General features: G+C 67.9%; 16 protein-coding genes and 1 riboswitch. Of the genes, 5 read left to right on the top strand and 11 right to left on the bottom strand.

Translation table 11 applies throughout. The features are described from left to right. The first annotated feature begins 55 nt into the window (after positions 1 to 55). Positions 56 to 844 (top strand): GNAT family N-acetyltransferase, encoded by a 789-nt coding sequence (locus tag BMX96_RS08390; RefSeq protein ID WP_091845076.1) that lies wholly within the window; start codon positions 56 to 58, stop codon positions 842 to 844. A 5-nt stretch (positions 845 to 849) separates the two neighbouring features. Here BMX96_RS08390 and arfB read toward each other — a convergent pair whose 3' ends face one another. The 6 genes from arfB to BMX96_RS08420 form a co-directional block, all read right to left on the bottom strand. Further along, complete coding sequence (gene arfB, locus BMX96_RS08395; protein WP_091845077.1) at positions 850 to 1,272, bottom strand: alternative ribosome rescue aminoacyl-tRNA hydrolase ArfB; 423 nt, start codon at positions 1,270 to 1,272, stop codon at positions 850 to 852. A 258-nt stretch (positions 1,273 to 1,530) separates the two neighbouring features. Next, on the bottom strand, positions 1,531 to 2,151 hold the full coding sequence (locus BMX96_RS08400; protein ID WP_091845078.1) for a queuosine precursor transporter: 621 nt from the start codon (positions 2,149 to 2,151) through the stop codon (positions 1,531 to 1,533). Positions 2,152 to 2,248: 97 nt separating this feature from the next. Further along, positions 2,249 to 3,124, bottom strand: coding sequence for an esterase-like activity of phytase family protein (locus tag BMX96_RS08405; protein WP_091845079.1), 876 nt, complete (start codon positions 3,122 to 3,124; stop codon positions 2,249 to 2,251). Next, a complete protein-coding gene (mepA, locus tag BMX96_RS08410; protein WP_091845080.1) occupies positions 3,100 to 4,014 on the bottom strand; it encodes a penicillin-insensitive murein endopeptidase in 915 nt (304 codons plus the stop codon). The genes BMX96_RS08405 and mepA overlap by 25 nt, the downstream gene beginning before the upstream one ends. Next, positions 4,011 to 5,375, bottom strand: a complete 1,365-nt coding sequence (locus tag BMX96_RS08415) for an MFS transporter (RefSeq protein WP_091845081.1) — start codon at positions 5,373 to 5,375, stop codon at positions 4,011 to 4,013. The genes mepA and BMX96_RS08415 overlap by 4 nt, the downstream gene beginning before the upstream one ends. Before the next feature lie 60 nt (positions 5,376 to 5,435). Beyond that, on the bottom strand, positions 5,436 to 5,996 hold the full coding sequence (locus BMX96_RS08420; RefSeq protein WP_091845082.1) for an acyl-CoA thioesterase: 561 nt from the start codon (positions 5,994 to 5,996) through the stop codon (positions 5,436 to 5,438). Between the two features lie 115 nt (positions 5,997 to 6,111). Between BMX96_RS08420 and BMX96_RS08425 the strand changes: the two genes are divergently transcribed. The 3 genes from BMX96_RS08425 to yaaA all read left to right on the top strand — a co-directional run bounded on the left by BMX96_RS08425 (position 6,112) and on the right by yaaA (position 9,364). Further along, the gene (locus BMX96_RS08425) at positions 6,112 to 6,399 is read left to right on the top strand and encodes a YggT family protein (protein WP_073127135.1); all 288 of its coding nucleotides are present in this window, start codon (positions 6,112 to 6,114) and stop codon (positions 6,397 to 6,399) included. 80 nt (positions 6,400 to 6,479) lie between these two features. After that, positions 6,480 to 8,522: a DNA helicase RecQ gene (gene recQ, locus BMX96_RS08430; RefSeq protein ID WP_091845083.1), complete on the top strand. Its 2,043-nt coding sequence runs from the start codon at positions 6,480 to 6,482 to the stop codon at positions 8,520 to 8,522. A 56-nt stretch (positions 8,523 to 8,578) separates the two neighbouring features. Continuing rightward, the gene (gene yaaA, locus BMX96_RS08435; protein WP_091845084.1) at positions 8,579 to 9,364 is read left to right on the top strand and encodes a peroxide stress protein YaaA; all 786 of its coding nucleotides are present in this window, start codon (positions 8,579 to 8,581) and stop codon (positions 9,362 to 9,364) included. Positions 9,365 to 9,744: 380 nt separating this feature from the next. Here the strand turns inward: yaaA and BMX96_RS08440 are convergent, their stop codons facing one another. The 3 genes from BMX96_RS08440 to BMX96_RS08450 form a co-directional block, all read right to left on the bottom strand. Then, a complete protein-coding gene (locus BMX96_RS08440) occupies positions 9,745 to 11,433 on the bottom strand; it encodes a sensor histidine kinase (protein ID WP_091845085.1) in 1,689 nt (562 codons plus the stop codon). A gap of 65 nt (positions 11,434 to 11,498) precedes the next feature. Then, entirely contained in the window at positions 11,499 to 12,674 is a 1,176-nt protein-coding gene (locus tag BMX96_RS08445; protein WP_091845086.1) for an acetyl-CoA C-acyltransferase family protein, read from the bottom strand. Between the two features lie 182 nt (positions 12,675 to 12,856). Then, positions 12,857 to 13,330: a CreA family protein gene (locus tag BMX96_RS08450; RefSeq protein WP_091845087.1), complete on the bottom strand. Its 474-nt coding sequence runs from the start codon at positions 13,328 to 13,330 to the stop codon at positions 12,857 to 12,859. Positions 13,331 to 13,516: 186 nt separating this feature from the next. On the opposite strand from BMX96_RS08450, the gene BMX96_RS08455 reads away from it, so the two are divergent. Next, entirely contained in the window at positions 13,517 to 14,830 is a 1,314-nt protein-coding gene (locus BMX96_RS08455; RefSeq protein WP_091845088.1) for a lytic murein transglycosylase, read from the top strand. A gap of 3 nt (positions 14,831 to 14,833) precedes the next feature. Here the strand turns inward: BMX96_RS08455 and BMX96_RS08460 are convergent, their stop codons facing one another. Together BMX96_RS08460 and aroC are read right to left on the bottom strand one after the other, a co-directional pair. Continuing rightward, entirely contained in the window at positions 14,834 to 15,220 is a 387-nt protein-coding gene (locus tag BMX96_RS08460) for an SH3 domain-containing protein (RefSeq protein WP_091845089.1), read from the bottom strand. A gap of 114 nt (positions 15,221 to 15,334) precedes the next feature. Beyond that, the gene (gene aroC, locus BMX96_RS08465) at positions 15,335 to 16,438 is read right to left on the bottom strand and encodes a chorismate synthase (protein ID WP_091845090.1); all 1,104 of its coding nucleotides are present in this window, start codon (positions 16,436 to 16,438) and stop codon (positions 15,335 to 15,337) included. 95 nt (positions 16,439 to 16,533) lie between these two features. Continuing rightward, positions 16,534 to 16,635, top strand: a riboswitch (TPP riboswitch). The last annotated feature ends 28 nt before the right edge of the window (positions 16,636 to 16,663 follow it).

Consider the following 16,663-nt stretch of genomic DNA (forward strand, 5'->3'; position numbering starts at 1 on the left):
TAACGCTGGGTCAACGGCCTCTGCTATCGTGGAAACACCAAGCGGGGAGGGCAGGATGCAGGGATATTTTGGAAGCGCGCAGGTGCAGGCCCTGCAAAGGGCCCGCGATGCGGACGTCGCCGAGCTGTGGGACCGGCCAGGCGCGGTGGTCCACGCGCGGGCCTTCTCGTCGGACGATCCCGAGGCGCTGGGCTGGGACAGGTTGCGCGACGTCATGGCGCGCGAAGGGATCGTCACCCTGCGCGGCGTCGGACCCGAGGTGGTCGAGCAGGCCACGCGCGAGCTCGCGGAGTTCTCGCCGAACCTGCATCACTGGGACATCTTCCGCGCCGATACGGACACCTTGCGCGCGGTGTGCGGACCCTTGGCCGCCGCGCCCTTGCCCGGGACGTTGACGCGGCTGCCCGTCGATGCACTGACGGACGACGTGGTGCACGCGGTGCAGGCCTTTCTCGACGGTCACGGCGTTTCTCCGTTTTCGCGCGATGCGCTGACGGGGCGGCTGTTCCCGGCGCGGCTGGTCGTCATCACCCATCGCGACGGCATGATCGCCGCAGCCGGGTTCGCGGCAATGACGCACAACCGGTTCAGCCCGTTCCACCGCGACGCCTGGGTCGGACTGATCGCGGTCGATCCCGATCTGCGGGGGCTTGGCCTGGGACGGCAGGTGGACGCCATCACCAATCTCGAGGCGGTCGACGCGCTGGGCGCGGACGGCAGCATCGAATTCGTGGCGCGGGATAACGCGCCGTCCCGCGCGATGCTGGAAAGCTGCGGGTTGCGCCAGATGCCGGACCGCGCGGTCGTCATGTTTTCGACGTCGACTGATCGCCTGTCGCGCTGACGCCTTCAGTCCGGATCGACCTGCCCGCGCAGGGCCTTGACCTCGCCGCGTTTGCGTTTGGAAGCGACGCGCTTGCGCTTCTGGTTGCGCGAGACCTTCGTGGGGATGCGGCGCTTGGGCTTCTGCGTGGCCGCGCGGATCAGCTCGACCAGTCGATCGCGGGCGATGTCGCGGTTGCGGGCCTGGTGGCGCGTCTCGGCCACCTGGATCAGGACGGCGCCGTCGCGGGTCCAGCGGCGGCCGGCCAGCCGTTTCAGCCGCGCCTTAACCGGTCCCGGCAGGTTGGGGGAGCGATCGGCCTCGAACCGCAGCTCGACCGCGGTTGCGACCTTGTTGACGTTCTGCCCGCCAGGGCCGCCCGACTGGGTGAACTGCTCGGTCAGTTCCCAGTCCTCGATGCTGATGCTGTCGGTGATGCGCAGGGTCATGGCACTGAGCTAGGGGCGGGCGGGCCGACGAAAAGGGCCGCTGATCGGATCAGCGGCCCTATCGAATGTTAAGGAGATGGGCCCGGTTAGAGCGGGTGCCCAATCACGCGGTGTCGCCCTCGGGGCTGCCCTCAGGCGCGAACCTCCATGACTGTTCCGACCTCGTTCTCCACCATCATTCTAGACACTGGACCACCTCCTTTCGTTGATTTCCGATATCTTGGAGCGTGGCACAGATTTTGCGTTTGTCAAAACTTTTTACGCAAGCTGTGGGCGATTCGCTTTGACGATGGCGCGGAATGGCACAAGCGCGATCAGGGCCAGCCCCATTTTCACGCACCAGTCGGCCATGGCCAGGCTGACCCACAGGGGCACGGCCGGACCGACGCCCAGCAATGGCAGGACCTCGCCGACCCAGGACACGTCGTTGGCGGGCTCGATGAAGCTCAGCGCGCCGCTGAACGCCACGGTGAAGAAGATCGCCGTATCGACGGCCGATCCGACGATCGAGGACACCAGCGGCGCGCGCCACCATGCCCCGCCGCGCAGCCGGTCGAACACCGACACGTCCAGCAGTTGCGCCGTCAGGAAGGCCAGGCCCGATCCCAGCGCGATGCGCCACGTGACCAGCGGTCCGAACTCGCCCATGATCTGCGTGCCGATCAGCGAGCAGACGATGCCGACGACGAAGCCGACGAAGACGACCTTGCGCGCGGCCGAGGGGCCATAAAGGCGGTTCATCAGGTCGGTGACCAGGAAGGCCAGCGGATAGGTGAAGGCGCCCCAGGTCAGCCATTGGCCGAACAGGAACTGCACGAGGATGTTCGAGGCCACCACGATGGCGGCCATGGCGATCACGCCGGGAAGAAGACGGGTCATGGGTTTTTCCGTTTTGACAAGGTGGTCGGAGACTTGATCGCGCGGCCATAGACCCATCGCGCCATTCTGGCAAGGGGCCGGAGCGCCGCCGACCGGCCTAGTCCGGCAGGATGTAATCCACGAATTCGGTCCGCTGCACGGGCAGGAAATTGTCGTCCGAGACCATGGTGGCGCGCAGACGATCCCGGTCATCGCGCCAGATGGCGATGCCTTCCAGGTTGTCGTGCTGGAGCAGGTCGCTTGTCATCAGGATCTCGTCACTTGCGATCCCTTCGTCGTCCAGTGTCAGGCGACGGACCCGGGAGCGAAAGCCGATCCACCGGAAATCACGTTCAAGGATATATAGCCGGCCGCGATCGTCGAAATCGGCGCCGACGGGGCGGAAACCGTCCCGGATGTCTGGAATTCCTGCGATGTCCCACGCGTTGTTCCGCAGGCGAAGAAGTGGGCTTGGCCCGCCGCCCGGCATTACCTCCGGCAAAGTGTAGAGCGTGCCGCTTTCATCAATGGCGAGCGCTTCGAGCCCACCATTGGTGGGCAGTGCCATGAAGCCAGGATAGAACGGCAGGGCGGTCGCCGCACCACGCGGATCATCATATGCGTAAATGCGTGGCAGGTTTTCGAAGGTCACGACCATGCGTCCTTCGGGATCGAAGGCAAGCCCCTCTGCATCTGCAAGATCGCCCTCGATCCTGTTGCCGCGGTTGTCGCGTAGTAGACCGTCGGACCTGAGACCTACGCCCTCCACTGCGCCGGACTCCCCGCGCTTCAATTCAAGGACCATCAGCCGGGAGCGATCATTCAGCACATGCGCCGTCAGGCCGTCCTCAGACATATCGAGGCCCGAGAATCCGCCGAACAGATCTCCGTCGCCGTCCCACTCCCACGCACCGACGAATTCGGCCGCCCCGATCGGGGCGGCCGTGAGCGCCAGAAGGGTGGCGAGGATCAGCGCGCCAGGACGGCCTGGCATGCCTGGGGCAGATCGGCGACGCGCAATTCGCGGCGGGGCTGCGGGGCCGGTGCGTTCGGGTCGCGGGGCTTCGGCGGCGGCGGGTTCAGGATGTTGTTGACCCATTGCTGCGCATCGGCGCAGCCGTCACCGGCCGGGATCGGATCCTGGTTCTCGCATCCCTGCGATCCGGAGGGGCAGTTCAGCCGCACGTGCATGTGGTAGTGGTGGCCCCACCACGGGCGCACCTTGCGCAGCCAGCTGCGGTCGCCGGTGGCGTCCCTGCACATCTGCACCTTCGCGCCAGGGAAGATGAAGATACGCGCCACGCGGGGATCGCTGGCCGCGGCCTTCACCAGCTCGTGCTGGTAGGCGGACCAGCGATTGTTGGTATAGGCCCCTTTCGCCCGCTGCATCGACACGGCCGAGATATCTTCGCGCTGCTGGCGCGACAGGCCCAGCGCGGCGGGCATCAGCCAGATATCGGCGTCCAGCCCGCTCTGGTGGCTGGCGTGGCCGGACAGCATGGGGCCGCCGCGCGGCTGGCTCATGTCGCCCACGTAGAGCCCGTTCGAGCCCGGCAGCGACGCCGCCTTGCGCGACAGGTCCTGCACGAAGTCGATCGTGGTCGGGTGCGCCCAGTTCCGGTTCCGGCTGAGCCGCATGGACTGCCAGGTGGGCCCCGTGTCGGCCAGCTGCTGACCGCCCGCGAGGCAGCCGCGGGAATAGCCGCCATAGGCGGCGGCGGGCAGTGGGGCGGCCAGGTTCTTGGCGCCGAACATCGTCTTCGCCAGCGCGCTCTGGTTCACTTCGACCCCTGCCATGCTGGGCAGGGGAACGGTCCGCTCGGTGCCACCGCCGCACGACGCAAGCGCCAGTGCGGCCGCGGCCAGAAGAAGAGAAAGTCTCATACTGCTCGATCTCCGTCGGGTTTTACCCAGATTAGCAGGAACAACCCCAAGCCGAAAAGAAGAATGAGGGGCGAGATCCCCAATTGCTGGCTGCCTGTGACCTGCGTCGCGACCGCGATGGACAGGGGTGCGATGAAGGACGTGGCCTTGCCCGCCAGCGCATAAAGACCGAACGCCTCGGTCATGCGGTGGGGATTGCCCTGGTAGACCATCATGGTGCGGCTCGCGGCCTGCAACGCGCCACCGGCGGCCCCTATCAGGGCGCCGACGATCATGAAGGCGTTGTCCGGCGTGGTCGAACCCACGCCCTGCGCCACGCCCAGCACGCTTTCGCGCGAGATGAACATCGAGGCGACGATCACCCCGATCAGCGTCACGCAGCAGACCACGATGACCGGCATGGGGCCGAAGCGCTGGTCGGCGCGACCGCCGACCCAGGCGAAGACCGCGCCGGTGACCACGGCGAGGATGCCAAAGGTCCCGGTCTGCACCACCGACCAGTCCAGCACGCCGGCGGCGAAAATGGCGCCAAGCGCGTAGGTGCCGTTCAGCCCGTCGCGATAGAGCATGGACGCCACGAGAAAGCTGAACTGGCTGGGCGTCTCGGGCAGGCGGCGGATGGTGCGGCCCAGCCCCGAAAGCGCGCCGCGAATGTCCGAAAGGCTGGCGCGGCGGTGGCCGCGGGGTTCGCGGACCCACAGGAAGAACGGCACCATGAAGACGATGAACCACAAGGCCGTCAGCGGCCCGACGAAGCGCGTGCCCTCGCGCGCCTCGGGGTCGAGACCCAGGATCGGCTCGATCCCGACCAAGGTGACGCCGGTGGCCGGATCCTCGGCGAAGAGGGTCAGCATGATGACTAGCGCCACCAGCCCGCCCAGGTAGCCGAAGGCCCAGCCCGAGCCCGAGATACGGCCCAGCCGGTCCCGGGGGGCGAGGTCGGGCAGCATCGAGTTCGTGAAGATCGTGCAGAACTCCATCCCGATCAGGCCGATCCCGAAGCCGAGCAGGATGAGCCCGAGATTGAAATCGCCGGGCGCGGCGAACCACAGCGACGCGGATCCGACCACGTAAAGGACCGAGAAAATGCAGATCCATCGCATCCGGCTGCCCGAATGGTCGGCCACGGCGCCGAGGATCGGCGCGAAGATCGCGATAACGATGCCGGCCGCCGCGATACCGTAGCCCCAGACCGCCTGTGCCTGCGTGCCGTCGCCCAGAAGGTCCTTGATGTAGGGGCCGAAGATGAAGGTGATCAGCAGGGTGTTGTAGGGCTGGCTGGCCCAGTCGAAGAAGAACCAGCCCCAGATGCGCCTGCGCGCGCCGGTCGCGGCAGCGCTGCCGTCGTCGATGGATGCCATTGTTGCCCGTTCTCCTGCCCGTCGCGGGCATTCAAACAGCCAAACCGGCGGTCGTGCAATCTATCCCTGCGCGGCCAGCTTCGGCGCGGGCTGGTCCTGCATGGGCGGCCAGGGGCGCATGGCCTCGGCCCGGGCCCATTCGGCGATCCAGTCGGGCAGGGGCGGGCTTTGCATGCCGTCCATCACCTTGGCCACGTCGGCCATGGGCACCAGCCCCGCCTTCGACGTCACCGCCGTGCGCAGCAGCGCGTGCGAGGTGCAGGTCTCGCCCCGCCACATGCCCTGCTCGATATAAAAGAACCGGTCGTCCCAGCCGACGACGCGGGTGCGCATGTCGATCCGGTCGAACATCCGAACGCGGGCGCGATAGCGCACCGACGCCCCCGCGATGGTGCCCGCCCATTTCTCGCGTTTCATCACGTCGACGACGCCGGTCCGCATGAACAGGATCATCCGGCCGAGGTCATAGAGCGTCAGGGTGCGGCCGTTGTTCAGCTCCATCCACAGGTCGATGTCGTGCGGCCAGCAGACGTGGCGGCTTTCGTGGGTGTCGAACAGGCCGAGCCTCGGAGCGTTGCGGAATTTCGCGGCTTCCTTGGCCATGCGGATGACGGGATACATGCGGCAGCACTCCTTTGACGCGGCAGGTGTCGCGACGCCTGCCTCCCGTCAAGCCTTGTCGCTGCGTCCCGGTGCCATTAGATCGGGCGGGATTGCAAGCGGTGGAGCCCCGGCCATGACCTCGATCTTCCAGATCCTGATGCTGATCCTCGACGTGATCTGGTTCATCATGATCGCCCATATCATCATGTCGTGGCTCATCAATTTCCAGGTTCTGAACCTGCGCCAGCCGCTGGTCGCGCAGATCTGGGATGGCCTGAACCGCATGCTCGAGCCGATTTACGGCCCCATCCGGCGCGTGCTGCCCAATACCGGCGGGCTGGACCTTGCGCCGCTGGTCGCGCTGATCGCGATCTACGCGCTGCGCATCATCCTGATCAACAACGCCGCCGCCTTCTACTGAGGCGACCCGCCGCGCTTGTGCGCGATTCCGCGATGTGGGATCAGGGTGGCATCCCTGATTGACCCAGCCGCAGATCGCCCATGAATGACCCCCGTGCGATCCTGTCCGAGGTGTTCGGTTTTTCCGATTTCCGCCCCGGGCAGGAAGACATCGTGACCGCCGTGGCCGAGGGCCGCGACGTGCTGGCCATCATGCCCACGGGCGGGGGCAAGTCGTTGTGCTACCAGCTGCCCGCGCTGCTGGGTCATGGCGTGACGCTGGTGATCTCGCCGTTGATCGCGTTGATGCGCGACCAGGTGCGCGCGTTGCAGGAGGCGGGCGTCGCCGCCGGCGCGCTGACCTCAGGTAACACCGAGGCCGAGACCGACGCCGTCTGGCGCGGCCTGCATGACGGGTCGCTGCGCCTTCTCTACATGGCGCCCGAGCGGCTGGCCTCGGGCGGAATGGACCGGATGCTGAACGAGGCCGGTATCGCCCGCATCGCTGTGGACGAGGCGCATTGCGTCAGCCAGTGGGGCCACGATTTCCGCCCCGACTACCTTCGGATCGGCACGCTGCGGCAGGCGCTCGACGTGCCGCTGGCCGCCTTCACCGCCACCGCCGATGCCGAGACCCGGGCCGAGATCGTCGAGCGGCTATTCGCGGGTCGCGAGCCGGTCCAGTTCCTGCGCGGCTTCGACCGGCCCAACATCCATCTGGCCTTTCGGCCCAAGGACCAGCCCCGCCGCCAGATCCTGGACTTCGCCCGCGCCCGCAAGGGACAATCGGGCATCGTCTATTGCGGCACACGGGCCAAGACGGAAGGCCTGGCCCAGGCGCTCGCGCAGGACGGCCACCCGGCCTGCGCCTATCACGGCGGGATGGAAGCCGATCAGCGCCGCGCGGTGGAAGGCCGTTTCGCCCGCGAGGACGGTCTGATCGTCTGCGCGACGGTGGCCTTCGGCATGGGGGTCGACAAACCCGATATTCGCTGGGTCGCCCATGCCGACCTGCCGAAGTCGATCGAAGGCTACTACCAGGAGATCGGCCGCGCGGGCCGTGACGGTGCGCCGGCCGAGACGCTGACCCTCTACGGCCCCGACGATATCCGCCTGCGGCGCACCCAGATCGACGAGGGCTTGGCCCCGCCCGAGCGCAAGGACGCCGATCACGGGCGGCTGAACGCGCTTCTGGGGCTGGCCGAGGCACTGGGCTGCCGCCGAGTGCAGCTTCTGTCGTATTTCGGGGAAGAGGCCGCGCCCTGCGGTAATTGCGACCTCTGCGACCGCCCGCCCGAAACCTTCGACGGGACCGAGGCGGTGCGCATGGCGCTGTCGGCCATCCTGCGGACCGAGGAATACTTCGGCGCGGGCCACCTGATCGACATCCTGACCGGCACCATGACCGACAAGATCCGTCAGCGCGGGCATGACAGCCTGCCGACCTTCGGCGTCGGCAAGGCGCACGGCAAGAAACACTGGCAGGGGATCTTTCGCCAGATGATGGGCCACGACCTGGTGCGCCCGGATGCCGAGCGGCACGGCGCGCTGCGCATGACCCACGCCGCGCGGCCGATCCTGCGCGGCGAGGCCAGCATCGATCTGCGGCGCGACGCTTTGCAGGCCCGCGACCGCCCGGCGGTGAAGACACTGGTCGATGACGAGGACGCGCCGCTCCTGTCGGCGCTGAAGGCCCAGCGCCGCGCGCTGGCCGAGGCGCAATCGGTGCCCGCCTACGTGATCTTCCCCGATCGCACCCTGATCGAGATGGCCGAGCGCAAACCCCAGACCATGGACGACATGGCCGGGATCTCGGGCATCGGCGCGGTCAAGCTCGAGCGCTACGGCGCCACCTTCCTGAAGGTCATCACCGGCGCCGACGCGGGCGAGATGCACCCGGCCCGCCGCAAGCTGGCCGGCCGGACGGCGGGCACGACCTTCGACCGACTGCAGGATGTCCAGGCCCGCCTGTCGCGCGGCGCCGACGGGACCGGCAAGCCGCTCAGCTGCAATGCCGCGACCCTGCGCTGGATCGCCGAACGCAAGCCAGCCACGCTGGACGACCTGTCGCGCGCGCCGGGCATCACCGCGCCCAAGCTCGACCGGTTCGGCGATGCTTTCCTCGCCGTTCTGGACGAAGGTTGAGGCCTTCGGCCCTGGTGCTAGCATCAGTATCGAAGTGAAATCGCAAGGAGTTGCCGATGCTGATCGTTCTGTCGCCCGCCAAACGCCTGGAGTGGGACGTGCCGCACGACGCGGTCCAGCGCCCCGAATTCCAGCGGGATGCCAACATCCTTGCGGGCCACGCGCGGCAACTGTCGTTGCAAGACCTGAAATCGCTCATGGATCTGTCGGACGACCTGGCGAAGCTGAACCGCGATCGGTTCCGCGCCATGGAGGATGCGCCCGATATCGACAATGCGCGGCCCGCGGTGCTGACCTTCGCCGGGGACACCTACCAGGGGCTCGAGGCCGAGACGCTGGACGACGCCGCGCTGGATTTCGCGGCCGGTCACCTGCGTATCCTTTCGGGGCTTTACGGTGTGCTGCGGCCCATGGATTCAATCCAAGCCTACCGGCTGGAAATGGGGTCGAAGCTGAAATCCCGGCGCGGAAAGGACCTCTACAATTTCTGGGGCGACACCATCGCGCAGGCGTTGAACGACCAGGCCGCGGACCTGGGCACCGACGTGCTGGTCAATTGCGCGAGCCAGGAATATTTCGGCGCAGTGGATCGCGATGCGCTCAAGCTGCGCGTCATTACGCCCAGGTTCCTGGAAGAGGGGCCCAAGGGTCCGCGCATCGTCAGCTTCCACGCCAAGCGGGCCCGCGGCGCCATGGCGCGGTTCATCTGCGAACACCGCCTGACCGATCCGGACGCGCTCAGCGATTTCGACGCGGGCGGCTACGTCTATTCGGAAGAGCTGTCCGAGCCCGACGCGCCCGCCTTCTACCGGTCCGAGGCCGCGGCGGCCGACGCCGCCTGAGTGTCCGCGCCCCAGACGTCCGGCCTGATCTTTGAAGACGCCTGCGTCCGATGTCGCGTGCTCGGAATCCCAGGCTCGCTATCCGGTCTGCTCCTCGGTCAGGCGCGATTGGTTGCTGGCGCGGCAGGTACATCTCCGGCCGGCGCCTTCTGGCCCGTCTTCACCCAGTCGCGGTGGGTTTTCAGCATGCACCGGGACCGGGCCACCGGATCAGGCTAATTCGTTACTGCCGTCCGATCCTACGGCTCCGGGCTCCTGAAACGGGGACGGGATACGAAAATCCGACCCGGAGTCGCCGGGCCGCGCGATCTGCGCCGCGAGCGGGCCGATTTTGCGGATCCGTGCATCATAGGACCGGCCTAATCCGGCTGATCAGGCCGTCAGGGCGCCATGCCGTCTTCCGGCCCTCCGACGGGAGGCAGATCCAGTGTCGCGCGAATCACCGTGCCCCGATCCGAACTCTCATGCACGCCGAGGGTCCCGCCCATCATTTCGACCAGCGCGCGGGATACCGAGAGCCTCAACTCCGCGCCCTGGTGGCCCCGTGCATCGCCGTCTTCGGCCCGGCGGGACGGTTCGAATGATGGCTCCCGCGCGCCGCGTGGGAATCCGGGTCCGCCACTTGTGACCTCGATCCGGATACATCCCGTGGCGCCTTCGTCCGCTGGCACGCGAGAGATCGAGATAGCCACGTTCCCGCGTTTGGTCGACCGGATCGCGTTTTCCAGCAGATTGACGAGAACCTGCCGGACCCGGTCCGCGTCGCCCGAAAGCCGCGGCGGCAGATCGGCATCCAGCGTCAGGCTGATGTCGATGCCCCGCGCGGTGGCCGGGCCGCGCATGAGATCTACTGCTTCGCGCGTGCATTCGGCGAGATCGAAGGGCCCCGGGTTCAGGTCGAGACACCCCTCTTCGATCGCGGAGGTTTCCCGGATGTCGTCGATCAGGGTCAGCATGGACTCGGCCGAGTTCCGGATCTTCAGGACCATGTCGCGCTGCGCCAGCGCCAACGGGTCGTCGTCCAGCAGTTCGCTCAGGCTCAAAATGGCGCTTATCGGTGCGCGAAGCTCATCGCTTATCCGGTCAATGGCGGCCCACTTTGCGCCGCTGGCCGCGTCGGCGGCGAACCGGGCCCGCTGCAGGGCTGCCTCCCGGTGTTTCAGCCGGGTGATATCGGTGCCCATCGCAGCCCGTCCGCCATCGGGGGTCGGCACCGCCGTCAGGCGCAGCCAGCGACCATCCTCGACGGCAACGTCTTCGGGCCGGTCGCCCGCCTCGCGAAACCGTCGCAGGCGGTGGTCATCCGCAGGGGCCGAATACTCGGCCGCGACATCCGGCGCATCGTCGGCCGCGACGCCCGACAACGCGCGGAAGGGTGCGTTGCAGGTGACCAATCGCTCGTCGCGATCAAAAAGCGCGAAGGGATCCGGGATGGCCTCGATCGCGCCGCGCAGGCGCAGGTCGTCGGTCTGGTCGACCGCGAGGTTGACGAAGCCGCCTCCGTGGATGGGCCGGTCCGACAGGGTGATGATCCGTCCCGACCACAGGTGGATCTGCATGTCCGGAACCGGCGAGCGATCATAGCGCCGGAACACCTGCGCGATCCAGTCGCGGCCCGGCATCCGCGGATCGACGATGCCCTCCTCGATCATCAGGCGGCATAGATCGCGCAGCGCTATACCGGGTTTGACCGCGTCCAGCCCGTCGAAGATCGACAGGTAGGCCGCGTTGGCGCAGACCAGCCGAAGGTCGGCGTCGAAGACGGCGAAACCGTCGCGCATGGTGTTCAGCACCTGCCACAGCCTGGTCTCGGCCCGCGCCCGGTCCGACACCGTGGCCTGCAACGATTGCTCGGTTTCCAGCGCCATAAGCTTGGCGCGATCGACGCGGGCCTGCATCTCGTCCAGCTGGGCGCGCTTTTCCAGGATGGCCTCGGTCAGCACGCGGCTGCGTCGCTCCATCCGCTCGGTGGCGGTGCGCATATCGCGCTGGCGTTGGCTCAGCTGATGTTCGGCGGCCAGACGGGCGCGGCGTTCCTGCGCGACAATACGGTCGAGTTGGGTGGGCACGGGCGGCAGTCCTCCTGCCGCCAGCCTTGCCTCACCAGGGTTAAGGCGCGGTTAAACGCGCCGGGTCAGAGCCGCTCGATGGCCAGCGCGATGCCCTGTCCGCCACCGATGCACATGGTGATCAGCGCGCGGCGCCCACCGGTCCGGTCAAGCTCGTACATCGCCTTCACGGTCAGGATCGCGCCGGTTGCGCCCACGGGGTGGCCCAGCGCGATGGCGCCGCCATTGGGGTTCACCGTGGCCGGATCGAGACCCAGCGCCCTGTTCACGGCGATGGCCTGGGCAGCGAACGCCTCGTTCGATTCGATCACGTCGAAATCGCCCCCCGACAGGCCCGTGCGCTCGAACAGCGATTCGCAGGCCGGGATGGGGCCGATCCCCATGACCTCGGGGCGCACGCCCGCGTGGGCATAGCCCAGGACGCGGAAACGGGGGGTCATGCCGGCGGCCTCGGCCGCGTCGGCGCGGGCCATCACGATGGCCGCCGCACCGTCGTTGATACCGCTCGCATTGCCCGCGGTCACCGAGCCGTCCTTCTGGAACGCCGGGCGCAGGCCGGCGAGCTTCTCCATGGACGTGGCCTTCAGGTGCTCGTCCGTGTCGAAAGCCACGCTTTCGCGTTTCACCTGGACCTCGACCGGGACGATCTGGTCCTTGAACCGGCCCTCGTCCACGGCGCGGCGGGCGCGCGTCTGGCTTTCCAGCGCGAATTCGTCCTGCGCCGCGCGGCTGATGTCGCGTTCGGCCGCCACGTTCTCGGCCGTCACGCCCATGTGGCCGGTGCCGAACGGGCAGTTCAGCGCGCCCAGCATCATGTCCAGCGCGCGCACGTCGCCCATCTTCTGGCCGAACCGCGCGGGGGGCAGGATATAGGGCGACCGGCTCATGGACTCGGCACCGCCGGCCAGCGCCACGTCGCAATCGCCGAGCGCGAGGTTCTGGATCGCCGAGACGATGGCCTGCGCCCCCGAGCCGCACAGCCGGTTCACGTTCATGGCGGGCGTTGTGTCGGGGATGCCCGCCTCGATGGCGGCGGCGCGCGACAGGTACATGTCGCGCGGCTCGGTGTTGATGACATGGCCGAAGACCACGTGGCCCACCTGGCCGCCCTCGACGCCCGCGCGTTCCATCGCCGCACTGGCGACGGTGGCGCCCAGCGTGATGGGCGGCGTGCCGGCCAGCGTGCCGCCGAACGTGCCGATGGCGGTCCGCGCGCCGCCGAGGATTACGATATCGTCCATGGTAAACTCCTCCCGATCCGTTGGCCGCACCCTAAGGCCGCGCCAAAGCCGGGTCACCCGCCAAAACGCCGCCGCGACGCGTGACGTCCGGGCACGCGCCCGGCTTCATCTTTCCCAAAAATACCTCGGGGGAGTCCGCGTCAGCGGACGGGGGCAGCGCCCCCGACCACGCCGGCCGTCCTTCACATCCCCGGATGCCAGAGCGGGACCGTGGACATGGACATCTTCGCCGAGCCTTCCGTGATCTCGGCCGCGTGGGCAAGGTAGATTAGCGTGCGGTTCGCCTCGTCGTATATCCGCTTGATCCGCAGCGATTTCAGGACGATCGAGCGGCGTTCGCGGAACACTTGCTCGCCGCCTTCGCTTCGGTCGATCTCGTCCAGATCGGCCATGTCGATCGGGCCGGTCTGGCGGCAGGCGATGGACGCGTTGGACGGGTCCTCGAACCAGTTGCCCTGGCTTAGCCGGTCCAGCAGGCCGCGCTCGAAATAGGCGATGTGACAGGTGACACCGGCGATGTCGGGGTCGGCGATCGCCTCGATGATGATATCGTTGCCGACCCAGTCGACGCCGACCTCGCCCACCTGTTCGGCGGTGGCGGGCGGCGCGGCGAATGCCGCGGTCAGGGCAAGGGCGGGGAGGATGGAACGTGGCATTGCGGTCTCCTTTCCGGGATGTTCTTCTTCCCGGGCAAGTGGTGTGGCTCATGCGGCAGGATCACGCCGGGGCGCGAAATTGTCATCCCCGCAAACGGTTTCCGGCGTTCTCATCCCGGCCATGCTAGTCTAGCCAAGGGCAATCACCGGCGGCACGGCCCCGGTTTCCAGAGCGGATGATCGATCATGGCACCTGTTCTTCGTATCGCGATTCTCACCGGCCTGCTGTCCGGCGCGGCCGCCGCGCAGGACAGCGCGCCGCCGCCGCGCGTCTCGGCGTCGCCGCCGACGGCGGACGAGGTGGCGCAGCGCCCGCAGGCCCGGCCCGACGGGCTGAACGATGCCCGCGCGGCCGAGATCCGGGCGCGCGACGCGGCCTTCGACGACTGGGTCGCGGCGTTCCGGGGGCGCGCGCTGGTGCAGGGCGTCAGCGGGGCGACCTTCGACGCGGCGTTCGAGGACGTGGGATACCTCGACGACGTGATCGAACGGGACCGCAACCAGGCCGAGTTCACCATGCCGATCTGGCGCTACCTTGACCGGGCCGTGTCAGACAGCCGCGTCGAGAACGGCCGCGCCGCGCTGGAGGAGCGCGCGCGCCTTCTGGACGCGATCGAGCTGCGTTACGGCGTCGAGAAGGAAATCGTCACCGCCGTGTGGGGCATGGAGTCCGCCTATGGCAGCCACCGGGGCGATATCGACACCATCGCGGCCCTGGCCACGCTGGCCCATGACGGTCGGCGCGGCAGCTTTTTCGAGGCGCAGCTCATCGCCGCGCTGAAGATCCTGCAATCCGGCGACGTGGCCCCGCGCGACATGCAGGGGTCTTGGGCCGGGGCCATGGGGCACACCCAGTTCATCCCGACTTCCTACCTGGCCTACGCGGTGGACTTCACCGGCGACGGCCGGCGCGACATCTGGGACGACAACCCGGCGGACGCCCTGGCCTCGACCGCGTCCTACCTGTCGTCCTTCGGCTGGGTCACCGGGCAGCCCTGGGGGGTCGAGGTGACGCTGCCCGAAGGCTTCGACTACTCCCTGGCGTCGCGCGACGTGAAGCGGCAGCCATCGGACTGGGCGGCGCTGGGCGTCACCCGCCCGGATGGCGAGGCCGTCGACGATTTCGGCGCCGCGTCGATCCTGCTGCCCGCGGGCGCGCAGGGCGCGGCCTTCATGATCTTCAAGAATTTCGAGGTGATCGAGCGCTACAACACCGCCGATGCCTACGTGATCGGGGTGGGGCACCTGGCCGACCGCCTGGCGGGGCAGGGGCCGCTTTCGACCGAGTGGCCGCGCGAGGACCGCACGCTGACCTTCGACGAGCGGGTGGAATTGCAGCGCCTTCTGACGCGGGCGGGCTTCGACACCCAGGGCGCGGATGGCCGTGTCGGGCCGCTGACAATCCGGGCCATTCGCGGCTACCAGCGGCAGACCGGTGCGGTGCCCGACGGCTACGCGTCTCTCATGCTGCTGGACGACTTGCGGGATGACGCGGGCTGAACCTCAGCCGGCGAGCCCGCGCAGCCAGTTGGAATGCACCCACCCCTTCTGGCTATCGCGCACCCGGCGTGCAGGTCCGTTGTTGCCACAGGAATCGGGCCAGCCATCGGCGATATTGCCATAGGTGACGCCGACCCACTGCCCGACGCCTTCGAAGATGTAGACCACGTCGCCGTTGTGCAGCTCGTCGATCTTGCGGTGGTTCGATCCTGGGCCCGTTCGCACGGCGAGGAAGCCGTCCCCGTTGGGATCCAATCCGACCACGGTGGCGCTGGAGCATGTGGCGGCTTGGCCATCCCCCGCCATCTCGGTGATCGGCACGTCGAGATCCGCACCGTGGGCGGTGGAGGCAAACAGGGCGGCAACGACGAGAATGCTCGGTCGGATCATGCAAATGCCTTCCTTTCTGGAAATAGCCGAGAGGCGCGTTGCCGCCTCCGGCTGATCTGCAATGGGGAAGGATGTCTTCTGCCGCTCGATTCGGTCAAGCGTCGCCCGGTCGTCTCAGCCGATGGCGCCGCGCGGCCCGTCTCCGACCTGACCGCGATGGAGCAGCAGGTGGTCGAGCATGACCGCCGCCGCCATCGCCTCGGCCACGGGGACGGCGCGGATGCCGACGCAGGGGTCGTGACGGCCCTTGGTCACGATCTCGGCCGCCTCGCCCGACTTGGTGATCGTGCGCCGGGTCTGCAGGATCGACGACGTGGGCTTCACCGCGAACCGCAGCACGATGTCCTGCCCGGTGGAGATACCTCCGAGGATCCCGCCGGCGTGGTTCGAGCCGAAATAATGCCCGTCGTCGCCCATGAAGATCTCGTCGGCATTGTCGGTGCCGGTCAGGCCGGCGGCCGCCATCCCCTCGCCAATTTCGACGCCCTTAACGGCGTTGATGCTCATCATCGCGGCGGCCAGGTCGGTGTCGAGCTTGCCGTAGACCGGCGCACCCAGCCCGGCGGGCGCGCCCGAGACGCACAGCTCGATCATGGCGCCGACGCTCTGGCCATCCTTGCGCAAACCGTCGAGGTAGGTGCCCCAGTCCTCGGCCGCCACGGCGTCGGGCACCCAGAACGGGTTTTTGTCGATCTGGTCCCAGTCGAAGCGGTCGCGGTCGATATGCTTGGCGCCCATCTGCACCATGTAGCCGGTGATCTTCATGTCCGGCGCCAGGGCCGCCAGCGCCGCGCGTGCCACGCCGCCTGCCGCCACCCGGGCCGCCGTTTCGCGCGCGCTGGAGCGGCCCCCGCCGCGCGGGTCGCGGATGCCGTATTTCTGCCAGTAGGTGATGTCGGCGTGACCGGGGCGGAATTTCTCGGCGATGTCGCCGTAATCCTTCGACCGCTGGTCGGTGTTCTCGATCATCAGCTGGATGGGCGTGCCCGTCGTCTGCCCCTCGTAGGTGCCCGACAGGATACGCACGGCGTCGGCCTCGCGCCGCTGGGTGGTATAGCGCGACGTGCCGGGCTTGCGCTTGTCCATCCACACCTGCAGCGCGGCCTCGTCGATGGGCACGCCCGGGGGGCAGCCGTCCACCGTGGCGCCCAGCGCGGGCCCGTGGCTTTCGCCCCAGGTGGTGACGCGGAAAAGGTGTCCGTAGGTGTTCAGGCTCATGCGGTACGCTCCGTTGACGCCAAGGGTGTTAGCGGTGGCCCTGACGTGTCTCAAGCGGTTTCGCCTTGATGCCGGGCCGGTGGAGCCTTAGCTCTTGTCCCACCTCGGGGTGCCCTTGGCGGGGCTGAGACGCGTGATGCGGACCCGTTGAACCTGAACCGGTTGATACCGGCGGAGGGAAGGTCGGTATCCGCTGCGCCACCCCCCGTTCGGCTTGGAGGATAC

The sequence above is a fragment of the Palleronia pelagia genome (assembly GCF_900110115.1).
In the GTDB taxonomy this organism is placed as follows: domain Bacteria; phylum Pseudomonadota; class Alphaproteobacteria; order Rhodobacterales; family Rhodobacteraceae; genus Palleronia; species Palleronia pelagia.